Origin of the sequence: Lachnoclostridium phytofermentans ISDg (assembly GCF_000018685.1) — a bacterium.
Lineage (GTDB): Bacteria > Bacillota > Clostridia > Lachnospirales > Lachnospiraceae > Lachnoclostridium > Lachnoclostridium phytofermentans.
Genome location: NC_010001.1, coordinates 2,289,989 through 2,315,046 on the forward strand (window position 1 = coordinate 2,289,989; position 25,058 = coordinate 2,315,046).

19 protein-coding genes are annotated in these 25,058 nt (G+C 34.7%); 17 read left to right on the forward strand and 2 right to left on the reverse strand.

Features of this window, described 5'->3' with window-relative positions; translation table 11 throughout:
- Positions 1–153 precede the first annotated feature (153 nt).
- From CPHY_RS09635 to CPHY_RS09665, 8 genes are all read left to right on the forward strand, one after another.
- Positions 154–831: a response regulator transcription factor gene (locus CPHY_RS09635; protein WP_012199884.1), complete on the forward strand. Its 678-nt coding sequence runs from the start codon at positions 154–156 to the stop codon at positions 829–831.
- A complete protein-coding gene (locus CPHY_RS09640) occupies positions 824–1,873 on the forward strand; it encodes a HAMP domain-containing sensor histidine kinase (RefSeq protein ID WP_012199885.1) in 1,050 nt (349 codons plus the stop codon). Before CPHY_RS09635 ends, CPHY_RS09640 begins: the two co-directional genes overlap by 8 nt.
- Positions 1,874–1,996: 123 nt before the next feature.
- A complete protein-coding gene (locus tag CPHY_RS09645) occupies positions 1,997–2,542 on the forward strand; it encodes a CDP-alcohol phosphatidyltransferase family protein (RefSeq protein ID WP_041703451.1) in 546 nt (181 codons plus the stop codon).
- Between the two features lie 384 nt (positions 2,543–2,926).
- Positions 2,927–3,103 carry a hypothetical protein gene (locus CPHY_RS21680; protein ID WP_157668696.1) on the forward strand — a complete coding sequence of 59 codons (177 nt, stop codon included), beginning with the start codon at positions 2,927–2,929 and terminating at the stop codon, positions 3,101–3,103.
- Positions 3,085–3,699, forward strand: coding sequence for a TetR/AcrR family transcriptional regulator (locus CPHY_RS09650; RefSeq protein ID WP_012199887.1), 615 nt, complete (start codon positions 3,085–3,087; stop codon positions 3,697–3,699). Before CPHY_RS21680 ends, CPHY_RS09650 begins: the two co-directional genes overlap by 19 nt.
- A 3-nt stretch (positions 3,700–3,702) precedes the next feature.
- Positions 3,703–4,377 (forward strand): NAD(P)H-dependent oxidoreductase, encoded by a 675-nt coding sequence (locus tag CPHY_RS09655; RefSeq protein ID WP_012199888.1) that lies wholly within the window; start codon positions 3,703–3,705, stop codon positions 4,375–4,377.
- Positions 4,378–4,566: 189 nt separating this feature from the next.
- On the forward strand, positions 4,567–5,766 hold the full coding sequence (locus tag CPHY_RS09660; protein WP_012199889.1) for a DNA glycosylase AlkZ-like family protein: 1,200 nt from the start codon (positions 4,567–4,569) through the stop codon (positions 5,764–5,766).
- Positions 5,767–5,928: 162 nt separating this feature from the next.
- Positions 5,929–7,368 carry a hypothetical protein gene (locus CPHY_RS09665; RefSeq protein ID WP_012199890.1) on the forward strand — a complete coding sequence of 480 codons (1,440 nt, stop codon included), beginning with the start codon at positions 5,929–5,931 and terminating at the stop codon, positions 7,366–7,368.
- Positions 7,369–7,578: 210 nt separating this feature from the next.
- Here CPHY_RS09665 and CPHY_RS09670 read toward each other — a convergent pair whose 3' ends face one another.
- Entirely contained in the window at positions 7,579–9,225 is a 1,647-nt protein-coding gene (locus tag CPHY_RS09670; RefSeq protein WP_012199891.1) for an FAD-dependent oxidoreductase, read from the reverse strand.
- 22 nt (positions 9,226–9,247) lie between these two features.
- On the reverse strand, positions 9,248–9,601 hold the full coding sequence (locus CPHY_RS09675; protein ID WP_012199892.1) for a rhodanese-like domain-containing protein: 354 nt from the start codon (positions 9,599–9,601) through the stop codon (positions 9,248–9,250).
- A gap of 443 nt (positions 9,602–10,044) precedes the next feature.
- On the opposite strand from CPHY_RS09675, the gene CPHY_RS09680 reads away from it, so the two are divergent.
- The 9 genes from CPHY_RS09680 to CPHY_RS09720 all read left to right on the forward strand — a co-directional run bounded on the left by CPHY_RS09680 (position 10,045) and on the right by CPHY_RS09720 (position 24,975).
- Positions 10,045–10,515: a hypothetical protein gene (locus CPHY_RS09680; RefSeq protein WP_012199893.1), complete on the forward strand. Its 471-nt coding sequence runs from the start codon at positions 10,045–10,047 to the stop codon at positions 10,513–10,515.
- A gap of 124 nt (positions 10,516–10,639) precedes the next feature.
- A complete protein-coding gene (locus CPHY_RS20785) occupies positions 10,640–11,200 on the forward strand; it encodes a metallophosphoesterase family protein (RefSeq protein ID WP_012199894.1) in 561 nt (186 codons plus the stop codon).
- A 158-nt stretch (positions 11,201–11,358) separates the two neighbouring features.
- Positions 11,359–12,318 (forward strand): phosphotransferase enzyme family protein, encoded by a 960-nt coding sequence (locus CPHY_RS09690; protein WP_012199895.1) that lies wholly within the window; start codon positions 11,359–11,361, stop codon positions 12,316–12,318.
- Positions 12,319–12,541: 223 nt separating this feature from the next.
- Positions 12,542–15,817: a CARDB domain-containing protein gene (locus tag CPHY_RS20790; RefSeq protein WP_012199896.1), complete on the forward strand. Its 3,276-nt coding sequence runs from the start codon at positions 12,542–12,544 to the stop codon at positions 15,815–15,817.
- A gap of 95 nt (positions 15,818–15,912) precedes the next feature.
- Positions 15,913–18,186, forward strand: coding sequence for a glycosyl hydrolase family 65 protein (locus CPHY_RS09700; protein ID WP_242657981.1), 2,274 nt, complete (start codon positions 15,913–15,915; stop codon positions 18,184–18,186).
- Positions 18,187–18,291: 105 nt separating this feature from the next.
- Entirely contained in the window at positions 18,292–18,939 is a 648-nt protein-coding gene (pgmB, locus tag CPHY_RS09705; RefSeq protein ID WP_012199898.1) for a beta-phosphoglucomutase, read from the forward strand.
- Positions 18,940–19,275: 336 nt separating this feature from the next.
- Positions 19,276–20,313 carry a LacI family DNA-binding transcriptional regulator gene (locus CPHY_RS09710; RefSeq protein ID WP_012199899.1) on the forward strand — a complete coding sequence of 346 codons (1,038 nt, stop codon included), beginning with the start codon at positions 19,276–19,278 and terminating at the stop codon, positions 20,311–20,313.
- Positions 20,314–20,366: 53 nt separating this feature from the next.
- Entirely contained in the window at positions 20,367–22,760 is a 2,394-nt protein-coding gene (locus tag CPHY_RS09715) for a glycoside hydrolase family 31 protein (RefSeq protein ID WP_012199900.1), read from the forward strand.
- A gap of 61 nt (positions 22,761–22,821) precedes the next feature.
- Positions 22,822–24,975, forward strand: coding sequence for a methyl-accepting chemotaxis protein (locus tag CPHY_RS09720; RefSeq protein ID WP_012199901.1), 2,154 nt, complete (start codon positions 22,822–22,824; stop codon positions 24,973–24,975).
- The last annotated feature ends 83 nt before the right edge of the window (positions 24,976–25,058 follow it).

Genomic DNA, 25,058 nt, shown 5'->3' on the forward strand with positions numbered 1-25,058 from the left:
TTATAAAACATATTAAATTTATACTTTTAGGATAAATATTGAACTTTATACAAAGTAAATAAGATTATCGCGACACATTCTTAGTTTCGATAAAATAAGATTTTTTATTAAACAATAGATGTTATTATATTTTGCTTAAGGAGGAATGATTCTATGTTTCAGATATTGGTCGTAGAAGACGATAAAAATACGGCTAGGTTAATGAAAGCAGTTCTAATGCATGCAGGATATGAGGTTTTTTGTGCAGACAATGGGGTTAGCGCGTTAGAATTGATGGATAAACAACATATTGACTTAATTGTTCTTGATGTTATGATGCCAGAGATGGATGGATATGAATTTACGAAGCAATTACGCGGTAGTAATGACAATACACCAATTCTCATGGTAACAGCGAAACAATTGCCGGAAGATAAATGCAAAGGCTTTCTTGCGGGTACAGATGATTATATGGTGAAGCCTGTTAATGAAGATGAAATGTTGCTTCGTATCAAAGCTTTACTTCGTCGTGCTAAGATTGTAAATGAGCACAAGCTACACATTGGCAAAGTAACCTTAGATTATGATGCTTTGACCGTTTCAAAAGATGGGGAGAGTCAAACCCTACCACAAAAAGAATTTTATTTGCTGTATAAGCTATTGTCCTATCCTGATAGAATATTTACTCGAATACAATTGATGGACGAGATATGGGGGATGGAGTCTGAGACAGTCGATACTACGGTAAATGTGCATATTAACCGATTGAGAAAACGTTTTGAAGGTTATTCTGAATTTGATATTATAGCAATCCGAGGGATTGGATATAAGGCGGTGAAGAATTGTGAATAAAATTAGCAAGAAGTGTGGAGGTTTTAAATTAGCATTATTCTTTGCTTTTATCATATTTGTTATCATGTTAGTAACGGTGACTTTATTATTTGGGATATTTATTGTATTAAGCCATTATGAGATGTTTTCCTCAATTTCAAAAGGAAAGCCCTTGACCCCGATTTTTTTATTTGCGGTAGTAAGCGTACTAATTGGAACGATAATATCGATGATATTTAGCAGAATACCTCTTTCTCCGATACGAGAAATCGTGTCTGCGGCGGATCGCTTAGCGGAAGGTGATTTTAGTGTTAGAGTAAAGTTAAGAGGACCAAAGGAATTTCAAAAGTTAAATCGAAGCTTTAATCATATGGCGGAGGAACTTGGTAGTATAGAAATACTTCGATCGGATTTTATTAATAATTTTTCCCATGAGTTTAAAACCCCTATTGTATCGATGAGGGGATTTGCCAAGATGCTTAAGTACAATGATTTAACCAAGGAGGAAAAAGACGAATATCTAGATATTATTATTAATGAATCAGATCGTCTAAGTGAACTAGCAACGAATGTACTGAATTTATCTAAGATAGAGAATCAAACAATAGTTACAGACAAGACTCGATTTAATGTTAGTGAACAAATTAGAAGAGTGGTTGTATTACTAGAAAAAAGGTGGATAGAAAAGAACATTGAGATAGCGTTTGATTGTGATGAAATATTTCTTTATGGTAATGAAGAATTACTAAAACAAGTATGGATTAATTTATTGGATAATGCGATTAAATTCTCCGTGCCGGATTCCATCATAGATATTCAAGTAGTTCAAGAGCTACAAAATCTAAAGATTTCGATAACGGATCAAGGTAGTGGGATGACTGATGACACGAGGAATCGCATCTTTGATAAATTTTATCAAGGGGATACTTCCCACGCCACCAAAGGGAATGGGCTTGGGTTAACGATAGCCAAAAAGATTGTACAACTTCACGATGGAAAGATAAAGATAACAAAATCCGATAAAAGCGGTACTACCTTTGAGGTAATTTTACGTACAGAATAAATGCCATATTTTAAATCACAGTGCGTTGATTACTATGAATCTAATGTATTATTATAAAGAGTATCATACTATGAATTAATGTCAAAGAGATTGATAAAAATTACAGAAGTGGAAGTGATTTGTATGAAAAATCTGGCAAACCTAATAACAATTAGTAGAATAGTAGGCTCGTTCATATTACTTTTCTTAAAGCCATTATCATCAATATTCCTAGCTGTTTATCTCTATTGCGGTTTCAGTGATATGATAGATGGCTATGTTGCGAGACTCACAGAAAGCAGTAGTAAATTTGGCGCATTATTGGATAGTATATCGGATTTTATCTTTATTACAGTCATGGTTCCGATTTGCATTACTGCGTTTTCATGGAGGTGGTGGATGATTGGTTGGGTTTGTATCATTGCTATAATCCGTTTTCTATCCTTAGGATTAGGATTGATGAAGTATCATTCGCTTGCATTTCTTCACACCCACCTAAATAAGGCAACAGGCTTTTTGATGTTTTGTTTCCCTTTTTATTATGATTTATTAGGTTTCACTGTAACAGCCGTGATATTATGTTGTATCGGAAGCATATCGAGTATAGAAGAATTGATGATTACAATAAAATCAAAAGAGCTTTACCGGGATATACGTGGATACTTTTCACTAAAGAGTAAATCTTTCTAAGAAAGTGTCTCTGGCAAAAACATAAGAGGAAGCAATAGATATTGTGAGGAGAATTGCTTTATAGAAGTTCATAATATAAATATATGTAATATAATAAGAAATCGAGTAGCAAGTAGTGGATTATTTCTCTACTTTCTACTCGATTTTTTTTATATCAAAACTGTATGTCCTTATTATTGAAGATACTATTTGCTGACTATAGGACTATATTTAAAAAGCTGTAAATAGGAGAAAAAGAAATGCTATTTGGATAATAGCAGATTAAATAAGGAACCTAACGAAGATAAAGAATAATTCTACTAACAATAACAAAGAAATAATTTTATTGACAAACTAACGCTTGTTAGCTAAAATACTAACAAGTGTTAGTTAAGGAGGGGTACTATGATTACTTTATATTTTAGTAATATTCCAACCATAATTTCAACTGCTCTAGTAATTGGCATATGGACTTACATCATTCGAACGATGCGAATGAGATTGAATAGTCAGCAAATCGATAATATGAGGAATAGGTGCGAAGCACCAGAAGAGAGGGTAATATGTCTACAAAGGAATTAATTTTAAATAAATCGTTACAGCTTTTTTCAGAAAGAGGTTATGAAGGAGTTTCTATGCGTGATATTGCAGCAGAAGTTGGTATTAAAGCAGCATCCATTTATAATCATTTTTCAAGCAAAGAAGAGATATTCAATCATTTGTTAGAGGAAATGGATTTACGCTATAATCAAGCAGTCAGTGCAATCGGTGTACCAGAAGGGAGTGCGAAAGAGGCAGCAAATAGTTACGTTGGTATATCAGAAGAGCACTTACATGAAATTGCAAAAGGCTTATTCTTGTATTTCTTGAAAGATGAATTTGCCGCACCATTTCGACGAATGGTTACTGCAGAGCAATACCGTCATTCTATCGCTGGTGATACCTTTCAAAAGATGTATGTTAGTAGTGCATTGGAGTTTCAATCTTCCTTATTTGAAACTCTGATTACACAGGGAGTTTTTACAGATAGTAATCCGCAAACGGTAGCCCTACATTTTTATGCACCGATCTTCTTATTATTATCAAAATATGATAAAAAGCCAGAAAGTGAATCGGAAGCATTAAATGAACTGAAAAATCATGTAAGTCAATTTTCTAGATTATATTCTCGGAGGTAGCTAATGAAAATAGTTCTTTTGCACGGACAAAAGCATCATGGCAGTACATGGAACACTTCGCAATTATTATTAAAAGAACTTATAACCAACCAAGACACGTTTCGTGAATTTTACGTGAATGATATTCCGTACTGTGTTGGATGTTTTACTTGCATCTTAAAGGACGAAGAAAATTGCCCACATCGTGAGTTAATAAAAGAAATTATTTACTCAATAGAACAAGCGGATGTAATCATAATTGATTCTCCAAATTATTGTATGGGGATGACAGGACAATTAAAAACTTTCTTTGACCATATGGCATATCGTTGGTTTAGTCATCGACCACTAGGTAACATGCAGAATAAAATAGGAGTTACTATATCAACGACAGCTGGAATGGGTGCAGGTAGTGTTACAAAACAGATGGAAAAACAATTATTTTGGTGGGGATTGCCAAGGATATACCGTTTAAGTGCAGCTGTTGCAGCAGCAAATTGGAATGATGTAAAACCAGAAACGAAGCAGAAAATAGCGAAAAAATCAAAAAGTATTGCTAATAAAATTAAAAGAAAGCATGGCCATGTGAAACGAGGATTTCGGCAAAGAGTTATATTTAAATTAATGGGGAATATGCAGAAAGCTGGTTTAGGTACACCGAAGGATTTAGCGTATTGGAAAGAACAAGGATGGATATGAAACTTAAAGATGGATTAACACATTAGAAGTAAACAAATATATGACATATAGGTGTCATATATTATTTGCGATAATATGATTGACTGGGTAAAAAGATAAGAAATATAATAATTAAAACAATAAATAGTTCCAGTGAAAAGAAGATACCTATAAAATGAAACGGTGAAAAACGCCAGAATTGAGGTCAGAATGTGTCGTAGAGTTATATCGAAAGAGGAAGCAAGGAAATTTCTTATTCAATATCATAATTTGGATGATTCCCAAAAATTCGAAGGTATTGATGGTGTACTTGATTATTTTAATAGGGTAGGGAGTATACAGTATGATCCTTTAAATGTGGTTGGAAGAAATGCTGATTTAGTGTTACAAGCTAAAGTTAAAGGTTATCAATCAAATCATTTAGAAACACTATTATACAAAGATTATAAGCTAGTGGATGGGTTTGATAAAGAAATGTGCATTTATCAAATAGAAGATTATAACAACTTTCAAAGAGTAAGAGAAGCGACAGCAAGAGCAACGAAATGTGTGTTATCTAATCGAAATCAATTGGAAGCTTTTGAATATTTAGAGGTTGTAAAAGAACATATTAATACACACGGGATTACCAGTACTAAGGATATTTCTATTGGAGAGAGTAGTACGAGTCGATGGGGACATAAGAAATTATCAAGTGCTACACTGGATTACTTATATAGCAGCGGAGAATTGTTCGTTGTTAATAAAAAAGGAGTACAAAAGTATTTTGATTTAACGGAAAATGTTCTATCAAAAGAATTCTTGAATAAAGACAAAATGAAAAGTGATGAAGAATTTCTCAAATGGTATATAAAAAGAAGAATACGTAGTGTAGGGTTTTTATGGGATAAACGAGGTGGAGCATGGCAAGGGCACTATATAAGTGATCGTAAAACTAGAACAGAAGTATTATCTAATCTGGTTTCAGAAGGTGAATTGATTGCTTTTCATATCGAAGGAATCGATGAGACCTTTTATATGGTAGCAGAGGATGAAAGATTCTTTAATCAGCCTCCAGCAAAGAAACAGGTAAAGTTCCTAGCTCCGCTTGACAATATGCTTTGGGATAGAGATTTAGTGTCTACACTTTTTGATTTTGATTATCGATGGGAGGTTTATACTCCTGTAATCAAAAGAAAGTATGGATATTACGTGCTTCCTGTGTTGTATGGAGATAAACTTGTGGCAAGATTTGAACCGGAAAGAGTTAGTTATTCCGAGGTTTTCACAATAAAAAACTGGTGGTGGGAAGACACGATTACGATAACAGAGGAATTGATTGAAGAGGTTCATAGTGCAATTCAAAGGTTTGCGAACTATTTAGATATTCCTTGTAAGGATAGCTACACTGAAATTTTATTGAAACGATAGTGTGAATCTAAAAACTAAGCAGCTTTATCAAACATAATGCTTGTTCTTTAATATAACGAAAAACGTAATGAAAAAAACACATAATGAAACATATTCTTTTTGGAAATATTATGTTATACTGTAAAAACTAAGGAATAACTATAAAAGAATGGAGAATATAGGATGAAAAGAACTATCATGCAAAAATGTGTTACAGTATTAATGCTAGTTGTAATGGTAATAGCGGGTTTTCAGCCGGCAACAGCATATGCAGCGTCAACCTCTGAGAAAAAAGCAACCGTTTCCTTTACTGAGACAAAGGCAATTGGCTTTAAGGAGATTAATTTCATAAGTGGGAATAATGATTATCTGTTTGCTTTAGGGAAAAAGGCGAAGGGTAATGTTTTTTCCTATAGCAAAGATGGTGTGAATTTTAAGGATGTCTTGTTAGATACCGAAATCACTAAAAAATTTCCGAAAATCACTTTTCAATCAATGGAGATATCCACCTCTTGGACCTATACTGACAAAGGTGAGATGTGGTTGATTGGAACTGGAAAAGTAAAAGAGGGTACGAAGTATCCTTTCCTTATCAGTATCTCCAAGGATATGAAGACAGTAAAGGTAACACCGTTTCAAGATTTAATAAAGAAACTGGATGCAAAAGCAACCAATATCGAAATAGATGATTATTTTATTACGCATTGGGAAAAGAGTATTCTAATCCTTAGCGGAAGCTATAGCAATGGAAGCGAAGAAAGAATTCCGTACTATCTGCTCTCCACTAAAGGTGCGGATTTCAAGGCATATTCTTACCCAGACAATAGATATGATCAAATGGATTTTGCAGGGGATTATCTGATTTGCTCTAAATGGATTGTGCCAGAAGCTGCACCTGGGCAGGGCCAATTCTATTATTCGACTGATTATATCAAGTGGACCAAGGCAGTTACACCGGAAAATACGGATGGTACTGAATGGCATAGAAGTTATTTAGACTTTAAATGCTTTTCAGCAACTCTAGGGGAAGATTATTTTAACCCAAATAAAACTTATACGGTTTATTATACCACAGATATGAAGAAATATAAGACAATAAGTAAGGATTATGTAATCGAAGGACCATCCCGTTTTATGTATATCTATAATGACGATAACAGATATATTGCAGAAGAGGAAAGCTTCGGAGAGACAGGAAGAATTGTGATTTCACAGAGAGCCATCGCTGATAATAGTGAGTGGAAGACACTTTTAGACTATACAGCGAAAAGCAGTGACTTTAGCTTCTATGATTATATAAGAGGAGATGGATATGTTCTAGTGAAAGACGGCAAGACAAGAAAGATATTTAATCTAAAGACAGGAAAAAATTATGAGACTACAATTGATCACGATAAGCTAGGTGCTACAAGATTTGACGAAACCTATTTTTATGCACTATATGACAAAACTACTCTATTAGGAACGAAAAACGGATTTGTTACGAATTATATGTTTACCACACCGGAAGCAATGAAGGGAATGACAACATGGAAAGCTGGAAAGACAAATAGGTATTATTTCTATTCTAATACAAAGATTTATTATATAGATAAGACTTCCCTAGATAGTAAGTTAAAGTAGGGCGTAATAGATTCCTTCCTAAAGGGGAAATAATACAATTATAAATAGAACAGCTCTGACTGCGGATGCCAGGGCTGTTCTATTTATACTAAGATAAGGAAAAGTTCCCAAAGTTACCTTTTCTTGTTTTTTTAAAAATTTAGGTCCAATGAATGGAAGAAATTTTACTTTTGTTTTCCTTTCATTGGACAGAATTCATATTATTTTCTATTAAGGTACTAATAACCCAAGAGCAGAAATTGTTTTATAACCACCTATGATATTTTTACATTGAAATCCATGTTGCTTTAGAATACGCTCTGCTACATATGCCCTTACTCCGACAGCACAGTAAATCCAATATTCTTTCTCTTTGTCTAGTTCATCTAAATGATCTCTTAAATCATTCACATTGATGTGTATCGAGCCATCTACTTTTCCAAAGTTTCTTTCCCCTAATGTACGGACATCAAGAACAACAATATTTGGATTATCTTTGATATTTTCTAATTCTCTTGGATGAACTAGATCAGTTTTTTTCGTAAGAACATTTTCAGCAACATAGCCAGCAAAATTGACTGGATCCTTAGCAGAACCATAAGGCGGAGCATAGCAAAGTTCTAATTCTGTTAAATCATAGATAGTACCGCCCATCCTTAATAGGGTAGCGATAACATCAATTCTTTTTACCACTCCAGCTATTCCAATTGCCTGAGCACCAAGTATTGCACCGCTTGAATTAAATATTAGTTTCAAAGTAATTTGCTCAGCGCCCGGATAATAAACCGCATGATGATTCGGATGAATAATTATAGTTTGATGTTCTATGCCTTGTAATGATAATTGACGCTCGGTGTTCCCTGTTGCTGCTAAGGTTAAGTCGAATACCTTAATTACTGTTGACCCTTGGGTATCTTTATATTTTGAAGGTATGCCACAAATGTTATCTGCAATTATTCTACCATGCTTATTAGCTGGACCAGCAAGAGGTACCGCGGTTACTTGCTTAGTAACAAAATCAGTAACGGTCACAGCATCACCGCCAGCATAGATATTAGGGATATTGGTTTGCATCTGTTCATTCGTTAAGATATGACCTCGCTTACCAAGACTTACACCTGAATCTTTTAAGAAATCTGTATCAGGAACGACTCCAATTGCGGAAATTAGAATATTTCCTTCTACTACATTTCCGCTTTCAAGCTCTAAGGAAACACCAACCTCTGTCTCATGTAAAGCAACTGCCATTTCTGATAATAGTAAGTTAATACCTTTTTTTCGCATCTCATTTTCTGCAAGAATAACCATATCATCATCAAATGGTGCTAAGATATGAGGGAGAGCTTGTACTAAAGTAACTTCAATATTTTTCTCAACCAAATTTTCAGCCATCTCAACTCCAATATATCCACCACCGATGATAATAGCCTTTTGGACTCCGTCAAGAGCTGTTTTAATACGATCTGTATCGTTCATATTTCTAAGAGTAAAGACTTTATCAGAACTTACTTCTTCAAAATTAAAATCTATCGGTTTTGCTCCAGGTGCTAAGACGAGATAATCATAGGTTTCTTCATAAGTTCCTCTATCTGCGGATTGTATTGTAACACTATTTTTAAATGGATTTATCTTCGTTACTTCGCTATGAATACGTGTATCGATATGAAATCGATCCTTCATAAGTTTTGGTGTAGCAATTAATAATTCATCTCTATCGGTTATCACATCACCTAAATAATAGGGTAAACCACAGTTTGCGAATGAAATATATTCACCTCGTTCAATCATTACAATTTCGATTGTTTCATCTAATCTTCGAAGTCTTGCTGCGGTAGAAGCACCGGTTGCAACTCCTCCTATAATAACTACCTTTTTCACGTGTATTCCTCCTATCGAATCACTATCGTACTATTCCGTATGGCCATCCCATAATACCGCCTAGGTTATAAACATTAGTATAACCTTTTGTAGATAATACTTGACATGCTCTGGCACTTCTTGCACCACTTTGACAATAAACATAAAGCGTAGAATTTTTATCTTTTGCTATTGTCTCAATCGTTTTATCTACAACAGACAAAGGTATATTTTTGGCGCCTTTGATATGACCGGATTGAAATTCATATTTTTCTCTAACATCTATCAAGATAATATTTTTATCTTTATTTAAATTATTTGCTGCATCTTCATATTTTAATTTTTTAATAGAGGAATTTCCTCCAAATGAATTTAAAAGATTATCTAAGAACCCCATGATCTGTCCTCCCTTATATATTAATATTGATTTTCTTAATATTCCCCATATGCCTTGGCACTAGGAAGTATCTTATAAATTGTCGATTTATGTGTTTATTATAATTCGTTTAAATTAATTCTACAGTGACTAGATTACATAAGGATAACCATGTAAATGTATTCGAATACATAATTCCTATAAATACAAAATTGATACAAATTCATAGGAAAATATATGAAACTTGGAGAACGAAAGAATACCTTGAAACCAGTTGCACTATCGATTTTTTTTTAGTATAGTTAACTAATAATGTGTTAAAAAATGGTGATATCTTAAGCAACGAAAGCTTAGTGTAGCATCAGGAATACTCCTTCCGAATTGGAAGAGTAATTTGTGTATGGCATACCGCATCGGTAGCAGAGGTGGAATACAATGAATGATAGAATGAAAGGAGAAGATCTATGGGACATTTCGGTTTTTCCTATGTTGGCTTGATTTATTTACTTATGCTAATGATTCCAAATTTGATTTGGACTAAAAAACAGCCAATAGGATATGATTCTTCAAATGAAAACAAGATACTACGAATGATGGAACGAGTAGGGCAGGTTCTGGTAACCTGTACTGTATTGATATTTTCTGATTTTAATATAAAACCTTGGTCAACTTGGTCAATCTGGTTACTGATTTCTTTCTTATTAATGGTGTTGTATGAACTATGGTGGATTCGTTATTTTCGTAGTGACAGAACCTTAAAAGACTTTTATAGTAGTTTTGCTGGGGTTCCTTTCGCAGGTGCAACACTACCTGTACTGGCTTTTTTCTTGCTTGGTGTGTATGGGAGGGTGATATGGTTAATGGTCTCCGTTCTTATTCTAGGTGTAGGTCACGTTGGGATACATGCAGAGCATAGAAAGGAACTGATTACATAAATAAAAGAACTAATTACATAAATAAAAGAACTGATTACATAAGTAAAAGAACTGATTTAGATAAGCAAAATAAATGCTTCTTTCTAATATTAGTCAGTATCCTTAAGTTATGGGGGAGCATACAATGACTTATTTTACAGCTGATCTACATCTTGGGTATAAGAAAATACTAAAATTTAGAAAACATTTTAATGATGTGCAAAGTATGGATTCTTCTATCATTTCCTTGTGGAATGAAAAGGTGAGAGATAAGGATGAAGTATATATTCTAGGAGATTTAACACATCAATCAATTGATGTTAATACAACGATAAACTACATAGAAAAACTAAACGGAAAAAAGCATCTTATCATTGGAAATCATGATGCACATCTTATAACAAATCCTAAATTTAGACATTATTTTAAATCCATTGACTGGATGGAGATGCTAAAATTTAATAACAATATGCTGACACTATGTCATTTCCCTTTAGTAGAATGGACGGATTCTCATCGTAATGTTGGAGAAGGAAAGAGCCTTCATTTATATGGACACACACATGATTCTAAGACGGAGGGGGTCTATGAGTTTTTGAAGGAAAACTACCCGTATGCTCTCAATGTTGGGGTAGATATTAATCACTTCGAACCGGTAACATTAGAAGAGTGTAAGAGAAACAATGCTACTTTTTTCAAAATTTAGTCACATAAATTAGGAAGAAAACCACGATGTAAATCATTTGTGTATATTAGTTATTGGGAACTTGAGAATAAGTGAGAAGTTTGTTTATAGGCAATTAAATTTAACTTAAATTGGATCCCTATATAAAGTTATCAGAACATGATAGAAATGAGGTTTATATGATAAAAATAACAGACAATGCAAGAAAAGAACTCTGCGAGAAGTTATCGATAGATGATGCAACATTAACATTTCTAGGTGGTGGTAGAGAAGATTCCGACGGTACAGTATTTACATACAATGAGGACTCAAAGAAAAAGGTTCTTAAGATATTAGCATTTTCCGAAGATGAAAAAGATAAGTTACAGAACCTTATCCTTCGGATAAAGTACGCAAATTTTCTTGGAGAGAATGGAATTCAGATTGCGTATCCGCTTTGTAATTCTAACGGAAATTTATTTGAAACGAGCCACGATCAAAATCACTATTACGCAGCATACCTTATGGACTATTGTGATGGTAAGAATCCAGAGAGCAGTGAGCTTACAGATGAGCTAGTCTATGAATGGGGTAAACTTACTGGAAAATCTCACTCAATAACTAAATCTTTTCAAGAAAAGATAGAGGAATCTAAGCTTGGATATGAGGAGGAACTTAACTTTTTTACTAACTGGTGTAAGGATACAGAGATAAAAACTGCGTGGAACCAAATGCATGCGGTAATAAAAAGTTTTCCTCGTAGTAAGGATGACTATGGCTTTATTCATAATGATAACCATCAAAGAAACATATTAGTATCGGGTCATGATATTACTCTGATTGATTTTGATTGTTCCTGTAGACAATTTTTTGTTCAAGATATTATTACTCCAGCACAAGGAATTATGTTTGACATCACAGGAGGAATGTTATCACCATTCAAAGAGGAAGAACGTTTAAAGAGATTCTTTGATAGTTTTATCAATGGGTATGAAACGAAGAATCATTTATCGGATTTTTGGTATCAGCAGATTCCGTTATTCTTAAATTATAGAAGAATGTTATTGTTCACCTGCATGCAAGATTGGATAAATACAGAACCAGAATTAAAGAAAAACTTTAAGGAGAATATCTTAAATCCACCTAAATTTCAATTATAGGATACGTATATTCATAAATAAAAAGAGCTAATGTATATATCTTAAGAGATTAGTCCAGAGTGATAGATTCTTTTAGGTTAGACATTAGCTTTTTTCATAATCTTCTTTTCTAACCTCATTTCATAACCTCTTTTCTAACCTCATTTAATTCTTGACATCCAATTAGTGTAATGTTATATTGAAGTTAACCGGTTAAATTAAAGAAGAGAAAGGTATTGATGTTATGAATCGTAGAATAAAAAAAGTTATATCATATGTGCTATTTTTTGCTTTGTTGATTCAATTGTCATCATTTAAGGTGGTTTATGCTTCCACGAATCAATATGAAGCAGAAAATGCATTACTTTCAGGGGGCGCAGTTTACGCAAATGATCATTCAGGGTATACAGGAACTGGGTTTGTTGGTGGGTTTACAGATAGCAATAAGGGAAATGCTAAAGTAGAATTTCAAATTCCTGCAAGTAAATCTTCTCAGTTTAAGTTAAGTTTACGATACGCCAATGGAACTGGTAGTGAAAAAACGTTATCTTTATGGGTAGATGGTAATTTTTATAAACAGCTTTATTTTCCAGCTACAGCAAACTGGGATTCTTGGAATTCCATAATAGAGACAATTTATTTAAGCCAAGGAATGCATTCGATTACTTATTTTTTTGGGAATTCGGATAGTGGCAATGTCAATATTGATAATCTTCATGTGGAGTCACTGGAACCAACAGTAATCCCTGGTAAAGTGGAAGCTGAAAATTACATAAGAATGAATGGTATTGCAACAGAAGATTGTGCAGAAGGTACTCAAAATGTTGGTTGGATACATAATGGAGATTGGTTAGAATATTCGGTAAATGTTAGTGAATCCGCTAAATATCGCGTTGATTATCGAATTGCTGGGGTGAATAATTCAACTCAAATATTAGTTCAGGTAGGTAATAATACTCTAGCTACAACAAATATTGTTAACACTGGTGGTTGGCAAGTTTATCAAACAGTTTCTTCAAAAACTTTTCAATTAAATGCTGGAATTCAAACAATAAGGATTTATTTCACTGGTGAAGGTGTTAACTTTAACTATTTCAATATAGTAAAAGATAACCAAACACCTCCAGTAGAAGGTGGAAAACCTGATCTTATTGTAACTGATATTTCATGGATTCCAAATAATCCAGTGAATGGTGAAGAAGTAACATTTAAAGCGGTCATAAAAAATCAGGGTGATGGAGCAAGTCCACAAGGAGTTATACACGGAGTAGCATTTTTAGTTAATGGAACGACGGTAAGTTGGAGTGATAATGTTACTACTTCAATTCCAGCAGGTTCTTCTATTACGGTAACTGCAAATGGTGGACCATATAACAAGGGTTCATGGACGGCAGCGACGGGTAATTATACAATACGAGCAATAGTAGATGATATTAATCGTATTGATGAATCAAATGAAAATAATAATACTTATGATAAAACGATGGTAGTTGATGTACCTAAAAAACCGGATTTAACTGTTACCGATATAACATGGCAACCTAGTGCGCCTGTTGCAGGGAATTTAGTAACATTTTCAGCTGTAGTTGAGAATAAAGGTACAGTAGCAACCTTAAGTGGAATACCATGTAATCTCTCTTTTTATGTTAATGGTATAAAAGTGAGCTGGGTGTCGAATTATACTTCATCGATTCCAGCAGGGGGGAAAGTAACACTTACTCAGACAGGAGGGAACTTTATCGCAACCAATGGTATTCATAATGTGAGAGCTGTTGTCGATGAGGAAAATCTAATAGATGAAATCGACGAAACCAATAATTCTTTTGGGAAAAGTCTTTCTATAGGTGTTGTAGAAAACTATGGTGCAACAGTTCCTTATGATACTTATGAAGCAGAGGCACAGAACTTAATGGGAGCTTCTCTTATAAGTTACGATACGACTTGGTGTAGCGTAGCTTCCGAAGCCTCTGGAAGAAGAGCAGTTAGATTAGAAAAGGGACAGTCTATTGAATTTACAATAAAAAATAAAGCACAAGGTATTGTTGTTAGATATTCTATGCCAGACAGTGCTACTGGGGCTGATATATATCAAAATCTTAGTGTTTATGTTAATGGTGTTCACACAACTGATATGACGTTTACTAATCGATACGCACACCAATATGGGCAATATGGCTCAGATGGGGGTGAGATGCAATGGTCTAATACCCCTGGAATAAACCATCATCGTTATTTTGACGAAAGCAGAATACTACTTGAAAAAGAGTATGCTTCTAGGAGTTCATTTAAACTTCAATGGGATGCAAATGATTATAATCCGAATGGTTCTTCCTATATTATTATTGATTTCATTGAGACGGAAGCAGTGCCGCAAGCATTAACAAAACCATCGAATTATGTCTCCATAACAGATTTTGGAGCTATTCCTAATGATGGGTTAGATGATACCGCTGCTATGAATGCTGCAATCAAAGCAGTGAATGGAACAACCATAAAAGGTATTTGGATTCCAGAAGGTACCTTTCATTTTAATACAGGAACGAGGGGACAAACGAAGATAAAATTACCGAAAGGTGTTTCAGTACAAGGAGCAGGCATGTGGCGTTCGACTCTCACTGGAGCTTTTGCAGGATTCTATCTTCAAGAAGGCAATGTAACATTAGCAGACTTCACGATAAAAGCAGAAGAAACTTATCGTTCTAATGCTTCTGGAATTGCAGGTTTAGAGGGAAATGCACAAAACTCTACCATAATAAATCTATGGATTCAGCATACGAAAGTCGGATTATGGTTAAATGAAGGAACTGTAAATGCTCTGGTTTCAAAATGCCGAGTTAGAGATACTTGGGCGGATGGTATAAATCTAAATGGTGGAACAAAGGATACGATAGTGGAGCATTGTAATTTTCGAAATACAGGTGATGACGGAATGGCTATGTGGTCAAAATCCTTAAATGGGGGGAGTGGTACTGTAGAAAACTGTACCTTCCGAAATAATACAGTCCAAATACCTAATCTAGCCAATGGAATCGGTATTTATGGTGGTAAAAACAATACGGTTAGTAATAATCTTATCCTTGATGTGGTAGATAATGGTTCGGGTATCCAATTTGGAACCAATCATGGTCCATCTGCATTTACAGGAACTTTAACGATAAGTAATAATAAACTTGTACGTGCTGGGTCTTGGCATCATGATTATGGATATCAAATAGGAGCAATCTGGGGTTATTGGATTAATAACAATGGTTTAGCACAAAATTTAACCGTTTCAGTAAGTAATAATCTCATCGACAGTAGTATCTATTCTGGAATCTTCACAGAGGAATCGAATGTAGGTACAACTGTGAAATTTACAGATAACAGGATAAATAATTCTGGGACTTATGGTGTTCATATCAGAGATTCAGCTAGAGGCTCAGCGGTATTTCAAAATAATACGGCAAATGGTAGTGGATTAGTAAACTTTAAGAATGATTCACCTAACTTTACAGTAAGTGGAACCGGAAACAGCTGGTAGTACGATAGTGATGATTAGGAAAATGGGGTCGTACAGACCTCATTTTTCTTTGAAAGTTAGGTACCAGCCCTAGAGTTTGCAGGCTATGGAAAGGTATGGTTATTAATATGAATTGGACATTAACAAATTCAAGTCTTGATAAGGATAGTATCACATCAAATGGTAACAGATTTTTAATTGGAAATGGTTATCTGGGAATCCGAGGAACCCTAGAAGAATATAGAAAAGAATATTTTCCAGCTATTAATTTAGCGGGAATTTATGATCAGGTTGGTGAGGGGTGGAGAGAACCTCTAAATGCACCCAATGCATTATATACGAGGATTGAAGTTGACGAGGTAGAATATCAATTACCGAAAATAGAACCAAGGTATCATGAATTATCACTTGATTATCGTCATGGGATTTTAGATAGACAAACAGTTTGGGCTTCTAATAAAGGGACAATAATTGTAAAATCAAGCCGCTTTGCAAGTATGAAAGAGAAACATTTGGTTGTCTTAAATTATAGTATAACAGCAGATTATGATTGTGAAATTATAGTTTATACAGGGATTGATGGAAGTGTCTGGGATATTCATGGGCCACATTACGATAAAGTTGAGTTTCAAAAACAGCTGTTAAGGCATAATGAAACTGAGATTTTAAATGAGAAGTATTTATTAGAATCTGAATCTAAATGGAATGGACATCGTCTATCAATAGCAGCACAAACTCATGAAAATAAAGATATTGTCTATGTCACAGAGGATATCATATGTAACAAAGAGGCTAAGATAGAACTTATAGAAAGTGATAAAGAGTGTCTTAGAAAGCTTACTTTTCATGGAAAAGCAAAGGAGGAAATAAACTTTACAAAGTATATCACGGTCTTTACAAGTAAAGACTGTGTTGATTATAAGGAACAGTCAATAAAAATTGTAAATCATGCGAAAGACACAGGTTATGAACGTTTACAAGAAGAGCATAAAAATGTATGGGAGCAATTATGGAATATCTCGGAGGTTACAATTGAGGGAGACGATGAGGCTAATGATGCTCTCAATTACTCCCTATATCATCTTCATTGTATTGCACCAAGGCATAGTAAAAGCTTATCAATAGCTGCAAGAGGGTTATCTGGGCAGACATATAAAGGTGCTGTTTTTTGGGATACTGAAATGTTTATGTTGGACTTTTTTCTGTATACGCAACCAGAAGTGGCAAAGACCTTATTACGCTACCGGATTGATACGTTAGAGGGGGCTAAGAAAAAGGCAAAGCTTTATGGGTATGAAGGAGCTTTTTATGCATGGGAAAGCCAGGAAGGTGGCTATGATGCTTGTTCCGATTATAATGTTACCGATGTGTTTACCAAACGACCAATGAGAACGTACTTTAAAGATAAACAAGTACATATATCTTCCGCTATTGTATATGGCATTCGTTCCTACTTAAATTACACGAATGATTTTTCCATTCTCGCTGAAGGTGGAGCAGAGACAATCCTAGAATGCGCGAAGTTTTATTATAGTTTATTGGAAAAAAAGATTGGGAAGGAATACTACGAAATTCATGATGTGATTGGACCAGATGAATATCATGAGAGGGTAAACAATAATGCATATACAAACCGAATGGCGAAGTTAACCTTCGAGACTGCTATTGACATATTAGATCATGAAAAAAATAAAGATGAAGAATTTTATATTAAATTATTAAAACAGTACGAGATTAAGGATCTGTTAGATAAATTAAAAGATGCATGCAATAAGTTATATATACCGAAACCAAAAGATAACTCTGATCTGATAGAACAATTTGATGGCTTCTTCGAATTAGAGGATGTTTCATTAGAAGAGGTTCGTTCCAGGTTATTGCATGAGAAGGAATACTGGGGAGGTGCCTATGGTGTAGCCTCTCATACTCAGGTAATCAAACAAGCAGATGTAGTTACTATGTTAGTTCTATTTAAAGAAGAATATCAAAGGGAGGTATTACAGCAGAATTTAAATTATTATGAACCAAGAACTGAGCATGGCTCCTCCTTAAGTGCTTGCATGTATTCCTTATTGTATTGCATGTGTGATCAACCTCAATACGCATACCCATTCTTTATGAAATCAGCGCTGGCTGATTGGAATGGAAAAGGAAAAGAGTGGGCCGGACTAGTCTATATTGGAGGAACTCACCCAGCAGCAGCTGGAGGTGCATACATGACAGCAATCAAAGGCTTTGGTGGCTTTCAGATAGAAAACGGTGTTATAAAAGCTACCCCTAGGTTACCAAAACATTGGGTTAGACTTAAGTATAGAGTATTGTATCAAGGAGCTATCTATGAGATTGATGCATCTAAAGAACAGGTATCTATTAGTAAAATTGAAATGTAATGGTATTAAGAACTGAATTTACTGATAAATTGGTATGAAACATGGTTTGAAAATTAGATGACAATACAAAAGTTATGCGCAGCATGCGCAGAAAAGAGGTCTAAGATGATTAAAGGTGTTATTTTTGATTTAGATGGTGTTTTAGTATCAACCGATGAACTTCATTATGCAGCATGGTCGCAGCTAGCTAAGATGATTGGAATCACAGAATTTAATCGTGAGGACAATCAAAGACAAAAAGGTGTAAGCCGCATGGAATCTTTAGAAATTGTCCTAGAAAAAGGGGAGAAGTGCTATTCTGATGCGGAAAAGGTTTTGTTAGCAAATATGAAAAATGATATTTATGTTAACTTGTTAACTGATTTAGATCAGGAAGCAGTTCTTCCTGGGGCAGTAGAAATATTAATGAGATTAAAGAAGCTTGAGATTAAAATAGGGATTGGCTCAGTAAGTAAGAATACACCGATTATATTAGAAAAGACAGGATTGATTACTTACATAGATGAAGTTAGTTGCGGATTAGATATAACGAATTCTAAACCGGACCCTGAAGTTTTTTTGGTAGCAGCGAATAAACTTGGTTTACAACCGAAGGAATGTCTTGTGATAGAGGATTCTAAGGCTGGAATTATAGCTGCAAGAGCGGCAGAAATGAGAAGTTTAGCAGTAGGACCAGAACATAAAAAATTAGACGCTGATTATTGTTCAGAGTCTTTATCAAACGAGTTAGATTGGAATCTGTTATTAGGATAATAGAAAAAATTATTAAGTATTATTTTAACCTCATCAGGGAAGAGACTTGCCTGTTTTAAAAAGCCACGTAGTGGCAATGAGGTTATGAGTAAGTAGCGTTAGCGGATTGCGAATATCCGCTTTGACTTAATATGGAACAAATCATAAGTTTGAAATTAATTGAAAAAGAAAAAAAGTGTTCATAAAGAAATTAAATTTATTTTAGGTTAACCGGTTGACAAAAGGATTCAATTATGAGTATAATGAATTAAAGTTAACCGGTTAACTCCATATAGAAAAAAATTTATATAGTTAAATACAGGATTGGTTAAGTCAGGGGAATCCGGGAGGTTATTAATGGATAGAAAAATTACAATTCGCGATGTAGCCAAACATGCGGGGGTATCTGCTGCATCGGTTTCTTATGTTTTAAACGGTATAGATAAGATTACCCCTGAGACTAAACAACGTATCCTAGCGTCTATAGATGAGCTAGGTTATCAGCCAAGTTTAACAGCGAGGTGTTTATCAAGTGGCAATTCAAAATTAATCGGTATCAGCTTACCGATTACAGAGAAAGGTGATATTCCTGGAGTATTACTAGAAAACAATCCATTCTTTGGTGAATTTATTAGTGGAATAGAAAATGTTACAAGAGAAAAAGGATACGACATTTTAATAAGTGGTGTTAGCACAAACGAACAGTATAAAGATTGGATTCAAAGAAGAAAATTAGATGGAATTATTATGCTTGGAGTGTACCCAAAAAGTATTTTTGAAGAAATTCAAAATATGAATATTCCAATTGTATTAACGGATGCTTATGAAGAATATGCAAAGCAATTTCACCGGGTTATGGTAGAGGATGAATTAGGAGGCTACTTAGCAACCAAACACTTAATTGATTTAGGACATAGAAAGATTGCATTGGCAGTTGGTAGTGTAATAAAAAGTCATGTTAATTATAAGCGTTACCAAGGATATAAAAGAGCTTTGGAGGAAGCAAATATTGAGATAGAACCTTCTCTACTTTTTGAGGATCATGTCACGTTTCATGGTGGATACCGTATCGGCCAAAAAATGTTAGAAGATAGTTGTAAGGCAACCGCAGTTTTTGCTATTGCAGATATTATGGCAATCGGAATTATGAAGGCTTTTACAGAACATGGGAAAAAGCTACCACATGATTTATCAATTGTAGGTTTTGATAATATAAAATTTGGAAATTATACAATGCCAGGGCTTACGACTATGAGCCAGGACATTATTCTAAAGGGTAAAGTTTCTGCAAAGATGATCTTGGATGATTTAGAAGGTGGAAAGAGAACAAATACTTCAATTACATTAAAACCAGTGTTACTGGAACGTGATTCGACAATGAATAGGTTGGATTAGAAAAGGTAAGAAGAGAAAAATTCTAATAATAATATGAAACGGTGGAAATTAAGATGAATCAAAATACATACGATTTTAAGACAAGTCCAGTTGCTAATCAAAAAGCTGTTATACAAGGAGATTGTTATCGTTTTACAGTACTGACATCTAGATTAATTCGATTAGAATATAATGAGGATGGTTATTTCGAAGATTTAGCAACTCAAGTGGTAATAAACCGTGAGTTTCCAGTACCAGAATACCGTGTAAAAGAAGGGGAAGATAGCTTAGAAGTAATAACTGAGCACTTACATCTTACCTACAATAAAAAGCTGTTTAGTAAAAATGGTTTATGTATTCAAGTAAAAGGAAATTTAAGTGCTTATCGAAGTATATGGCATTTTGGTGAGACAGGAGAGAACTTAAAAGGAACAGCAAGGACGTTGGATGAGACGGATGGTGAAATAGCGTTAGAAGATGGTTTACTTTCACGAAATGGGTTTGCAATCATTGATGATAGTCGTTCCATTTTATTAAATAAAGATGGATGGGTAAAACCTAGAGAACAAAAAGGAATTGACTTATACTTTTTTGGATACGGAAGAGAGTACCTGAAATGTCTCAACGATTATTATGTACTATGTGGTAAGACCCCCATGTTACCTCGTTATACTCTTGGTAATTGGTGGAGCCGCTTCTACCCATATTCAGAAGATGAATATAAACAGTTAGTTCGTAAATTTGAAACAGAGAATGTACCATTTTCCATGGCAGTTATTGATATGGATTGGCATCTGACTAAACTTGATCCGAAATACGGAAGTGGGTGGACAGGATATACATGGAATAGAGAGTACTTTAAAGAGCCAAAAGAATTTCTAGACTGGTTGCATGACCATGGAATGCATGTAACGTTAAATGTACATCCAGCGGATGGTGTTCATGGGCACGAAGAGATGTATCTACCGATGGCAAAAGAACTAGGTGTGGACTATACCAAGGAAGACAAAATTCAATTTGACATTTCTGATCGTAAATTTTTAGAGGCGTATTTTAAGTATTTACATCATCCTCACGAAGAAATTGGAGTAGATTTTTGGTGGGTAGATTGGCAACAGGGAGGAAGCAGCAAAATAGAAGGTTTAGATCCTCTATGGATGCTAAATCACTTTCATTTCCTGGATAGCGGAAGAGATGGAAAAAGACCACTTACATTTTCTCGTTATGCAGGGCTAGGCAGTCACCGTTATCCTCTTGGCTTTTCAGGTGATACATTTGCTACTTGGGATACCTTAGATTTTCAGCCATATTTTACAGCAACTGCAAGCAATGCTGGCTTTGGTTGGTGGAGCCATGACATTGGAGGACATATGCATGGTGTTAAGAGCGATGAGATGTTGGTTCGATGGATTCAATTTGGAGTGTTTTCTCCTATTATGCGTATTCATAGTTCGGACAATCCGTTTTTTGTAAAAGAACCATGGAAATATAATTCCTATATTGGTGGGATTTTAACTGGGTTTTTACAACTACGCCATCAATTAATACCGTATTTATACACAATGAATTATTTATTCCATAGTGAGAATAAACCACTGATCCAACCAATGTATTATCAAAACCCGGAGAACGAGGAAGCATACCATGTTCCGAATCAATATTACTTTGGCTCAGAGTTAATCGCATGTCCGATAACAAAACCTTTAAACCTTGAACTCAATATGGGTGGATTTGATGGATGGCTCCCGGAAGGAATATATTTTGATTTCTTTACCGGAAGAGTGTATCGTGGGGGACGCCGAATACGATTCTATCGTGAACTTTCAACGATACCGGTCTTTGCACGTGCCGGAGCTATTATTCCGATGGTGGTAAAGGATGCCGTATCCAACAGTGCCGAGAATCCATCGGATCTTTTAATCAAGGTCTTTGCTGGTGCGGACGGAAGATTTGACTTGTATGAAGATAACTCTCTTACTTCAGTGCAAAGTGAAGTTAGGGAAGTAATTACTTCGATGCAATTTACCTGGAATAAAGACTCCGAATTTAAAATTCAATGTAGAAGTAAAAATAATGGTATCATTCCAGAAGAAAGAAACTATCAGATTGACATCGTTGGCTGCAAAGATAGTGATTTAGTTAGTGTATTTCTTGAGGGAAAAGAAATATCCTTTACGAAACGATATGATGCGGAAAGAAATATTATGCATATTCAGGTATTCTCAATTACTGTGAATAAGGCTCTTGTTATTAAGCTGCCTGAATGCGATCAAATTATAGAAAATGATATAATTGTACAAGTTTTTAATTTACTAGATAAGACACAGATTGACTTTGATTGTAAGAGTTTAATTTATCGAATTATTAAAAAACATCGTAGCAGAGAGCTTGCTATGGCAGAGATTCAGGCTTTACATTTACCAGATGAATTACTTGGTGCTTTATACGAAGTTATAATGGCTTATTAGTTTGGCAATTTTTATAGGTTGTTTTGTTCTTATGTTAGAATAGAAAGGGGGGATTTCTTTCATGGAAAAGCAAAAACTAATCAGTAGGACAGAAGAAATAAAACAACTAGAAAAGAATATAGAAGTAAAGGATGTATATGAAGAGAAAAAGGTACTAGAAGAGAATGTGAAACTGCCATTTCTAAAAAGGATACAAACTAAATTAGTTCTAGGATATCTACTTCCTGTTGGCTGTATTATATTGTTAGGTGCCATTTCCTACCAAAAAGCATCCAACTCTATTATTAGCAATTATGAGAACTCAATTAGTCAGACCCTTGATATGACCGGACAGTATTATACCTATTTATTATCTGCGGTACAGTCGCAAACTAATGAGTATTATACTGACTTTGATATTAAAGACTATTTTGCTGGGCTGTATAAGATTTCTTCCACAAAAGAAATACAATTTCGTAACGCTACAATGGAAAGCATCAAAAAGAAAACTTGGTCGAATGATTACATTAAAAATGTTTTTCTATTATCCGGTGACAATGAGTCGTTGATAACGACAAAAGCAAAGGATGACGGTCTTTACGGAAAATACCTAGAAACAGAACAAGGAAAGAAAATAAAAGAAAATCCAGATCGATATTTTATTTTTGGTTCAAATAACGAAATGGATGAATACCTGTTAACGAAAAGCAAGGAAAGTGCTCTAAGAATTGCGAGACAGTTCAAAACTGGAAACGGCTGTATTATTGTAGATATCAGCGATACTGCAGTACGTCTGACCTTAAACCGTCTTGATATGGGTGAGGGCAGTTTGTTAGGATTAATTACTGAAGATGGTGTAGAATTGCTATCGGATTCCAATCAAACAGATGCTTCCAGGCAGGAAGAACCACTGTTTTATCAGAAGGGATTTTATGAGTCTGCAAGAAATGGTGAAAATAGTAGTGGTTTTGAGTACATAGAAAATAAAAAGGAAGATTACATGTTTGTCTACTCTAAAGTAGGTGACACTGGTGTTATGATCTGTGCTTTGGTACCAAAAGCAAATATCATGGGACAGGCATCTGATATTAAGAATATCACAATAATCCTTGTTGTATTTGCAAGTATTCTTGCTTTAATAACCGGAAGCACGATTGCTAGTGGTATCGGGAAGGTTATTAAGAAAATGACGTATACCTTAAGAAGGGCCGCAAATGGTGATTTAACGGTGTCCTTAAATGTGAAAAGAAAAGATGAATTTGGATTGTTAGCAAAGGATATTTCAGATATGCTCTCACAGGTGAAGAGTTTAATTTATGAAGTGAAGTCTGTTGGTAGCGCTCTATATCTGGAAGCAAATCAAGTCACTCAATCATCAAAAGAATTTACCAAGAGCACCGAGCTTATCAAGGCTTCTATTGCAGATATAGAGAGTGGAATAGTTCAGCTTGATGAAAATTCGGGTGATTGTATTGGGCAGATGGACCAACTATCCGGAGAAATAACACTGGTGACTGAGAACACATCGAGGATTAGTAACATTACCTCTAATACAGCAGACTCTATTGGACATGGTATTCATACGATGGATCAATTAAGTCATAAGACTGAATCAAGTAATGACATAATGAGAGAAGTCATTGCAACGATTGAATTACTGGAGGAGAAGTCGAAAAACATAGGACAAATCGTCGATGTGATGAATGGGATTTCAGAACAGACAAATTTGCTTTCCTTAAATGCATCGATTGAATCGGCACGGGCAGGAGTTTATGGACGCGGCTTTTCGGTTGTTGCAGAAGAGATCAGAAAACTAGCAGATCAATCTTTAGAATCTGCGACTAAAATTCGTACTATTATTGATGAGATTATCTATCATACAAAAGGTGCAGTAAACATTGCTAAGAAAGCGGATATTATAGTTGCAGAACAGGGATTTGTTGTAAGAGACACAACGGAGTCATTCCATGTTATGAGTGAACAGATTCGTGTATTGATGGAGGAACTTAACTTTATACGAGATAATGTTGAAAATATGGAACAAGCCAGATTAAAGACTTCAGAAGCAATTATGAGTATTTCTGCAGTTTCTGAAGAAACGACTGCCTGCTCCGATATGGTAATTCATACGGCAATGCAACAAGTAAAGTCAGCAAATCAGTTAGATCAAGCATCAATGGAGTTACTAAATCGAGCGAGGCAATTAGAGTTTGCAATTAATCAATTTACCATATAAAAAAGTGAAAACATACGATATTTTTAGTGAAAATGTATTGACAAAATTGGTAAGCGGTAGTAAACTTAACGTAGTTAACCGGT

Excerpts from the sequence above, each read along its gene's own strand:
- CPHY_RS09635 (WP_012199884.1), top strand. The coding sequence starts at position 154 with ATGTTTCAGATATTGGTCGTAGAAGACGATAAAAATACGGCTAGGTTA.
- CPHY_RS09645 (WP_041703451.1), top strand. The coding sequence starts at position 1,997 with ATGAAAAATCTGGCAAACCTAATAACAATTAGTAGAATAGTAGGCTCG.
- CPHY_RS21680 (WP_157668696.1), top strand. The coding sequence starts at position 2,927 with ATGATTACTTTATATTTTAGTAATATTCCAACCATAATTTCAACTGCT.
- CPHY_RS09650 (WP_012199887.1), top strand. The coding sequence starts at position 3,085 with ATGTCTACAAAGGAATTAATTTTAAATAAATCGTTACAGCTTTTTTCA.
- CPHY_RS09655 (WP_012199888.1), top strand. The coding sequence starts at position 3,703 with ATGAAAATAGTTCTTTTGCACGGACAAAAGCATCATGGCAGTACATGG.
- CPHY_RS09660 (WP_012199889.1), top strand. The coding sequence starts at position 4,567 with ATGTGTCGTAGAGTTATATCGAAAGAGGAAGCAAGGAAATTTCTTATT.
- CPHY_RS09665 (WP_012199890.1), top strand. The coding sequence starts at position 5,929 with ATGAAAAGAACTATCATGCAAAAATGTGTTACAGTATTAATGCTAGTT.
- CPHY_RS09675 (WP_012199892.1), bottom strand. The coding sequence starts at position 9,601 with ATGGGGTTCTTAGATAATCTTTTAAATTCATTTGGAGGAAATTCCTCT.
- CPHY_RS09680 (WP_012199893.1), top strand. The coding sequence starts at position 10,045 with ATGGGACATTTCGGTTTTTCCTATGTTGGCTTGATTTATTTACTTATG.
- CPHY_RS20785 (WP_012199894.1), top strand. The coding sequence starts at position 10,640 with ATGACTTATTTTACAGCTGATCTACATCTTGGGTATAAGAAAATACTA.
- CPHY_RS09690 (WP_012199895.1), top strand. The coding sequence starts at position 11,359 with ATGATAAAAATAACAGACAATGCAAGAAAAGAACTCTGCGAGAAGTTA.
- CPHY_RS20790 (WP_012199896.1), top strand. The coding sequence starts at position 12,542 with ATGAATCGTAGAATAAAAAAAGTTATATCATATGTGCTATTTTTTGCT.
- CPHY_RS09700 (WP_242657981.1), top strand. The coding sequence starts at position 15,913 with ATGGTTATTAATATGAATTGGACATTAACAAATTCAAGTCTTGATAAG.
- pgmB (WP_012199898.1), top strand. The coding sequence starts at position 18,292 with ATGATTAAAGGTGTTATTTTTGATTTAGATGGTGTTTTAGTATCAACC.
- CPHY_RS09710 (WP_012199899.1), top strand. The coding sequence starts at position 19,276 with ATGGATAGAAAAATTACAATTCGCGATGTAGCCAAACATGCGGGGGTA.
- CPHY_RS09715 (WP_012199900.1), top strand. The coding sequence starts at position 20,367 with ATGAATCAAAATACATACGATTTTAAGACAAGTCCAGTTGCTAATCAA.
- CPHY_RS09720 (WP_012199901.1), top strand. The coding sequence starts at position 22,822 with ATGGAAAAGCAAAAACTAATCAGTAGGACAGAAGAAATAAAACAACTA.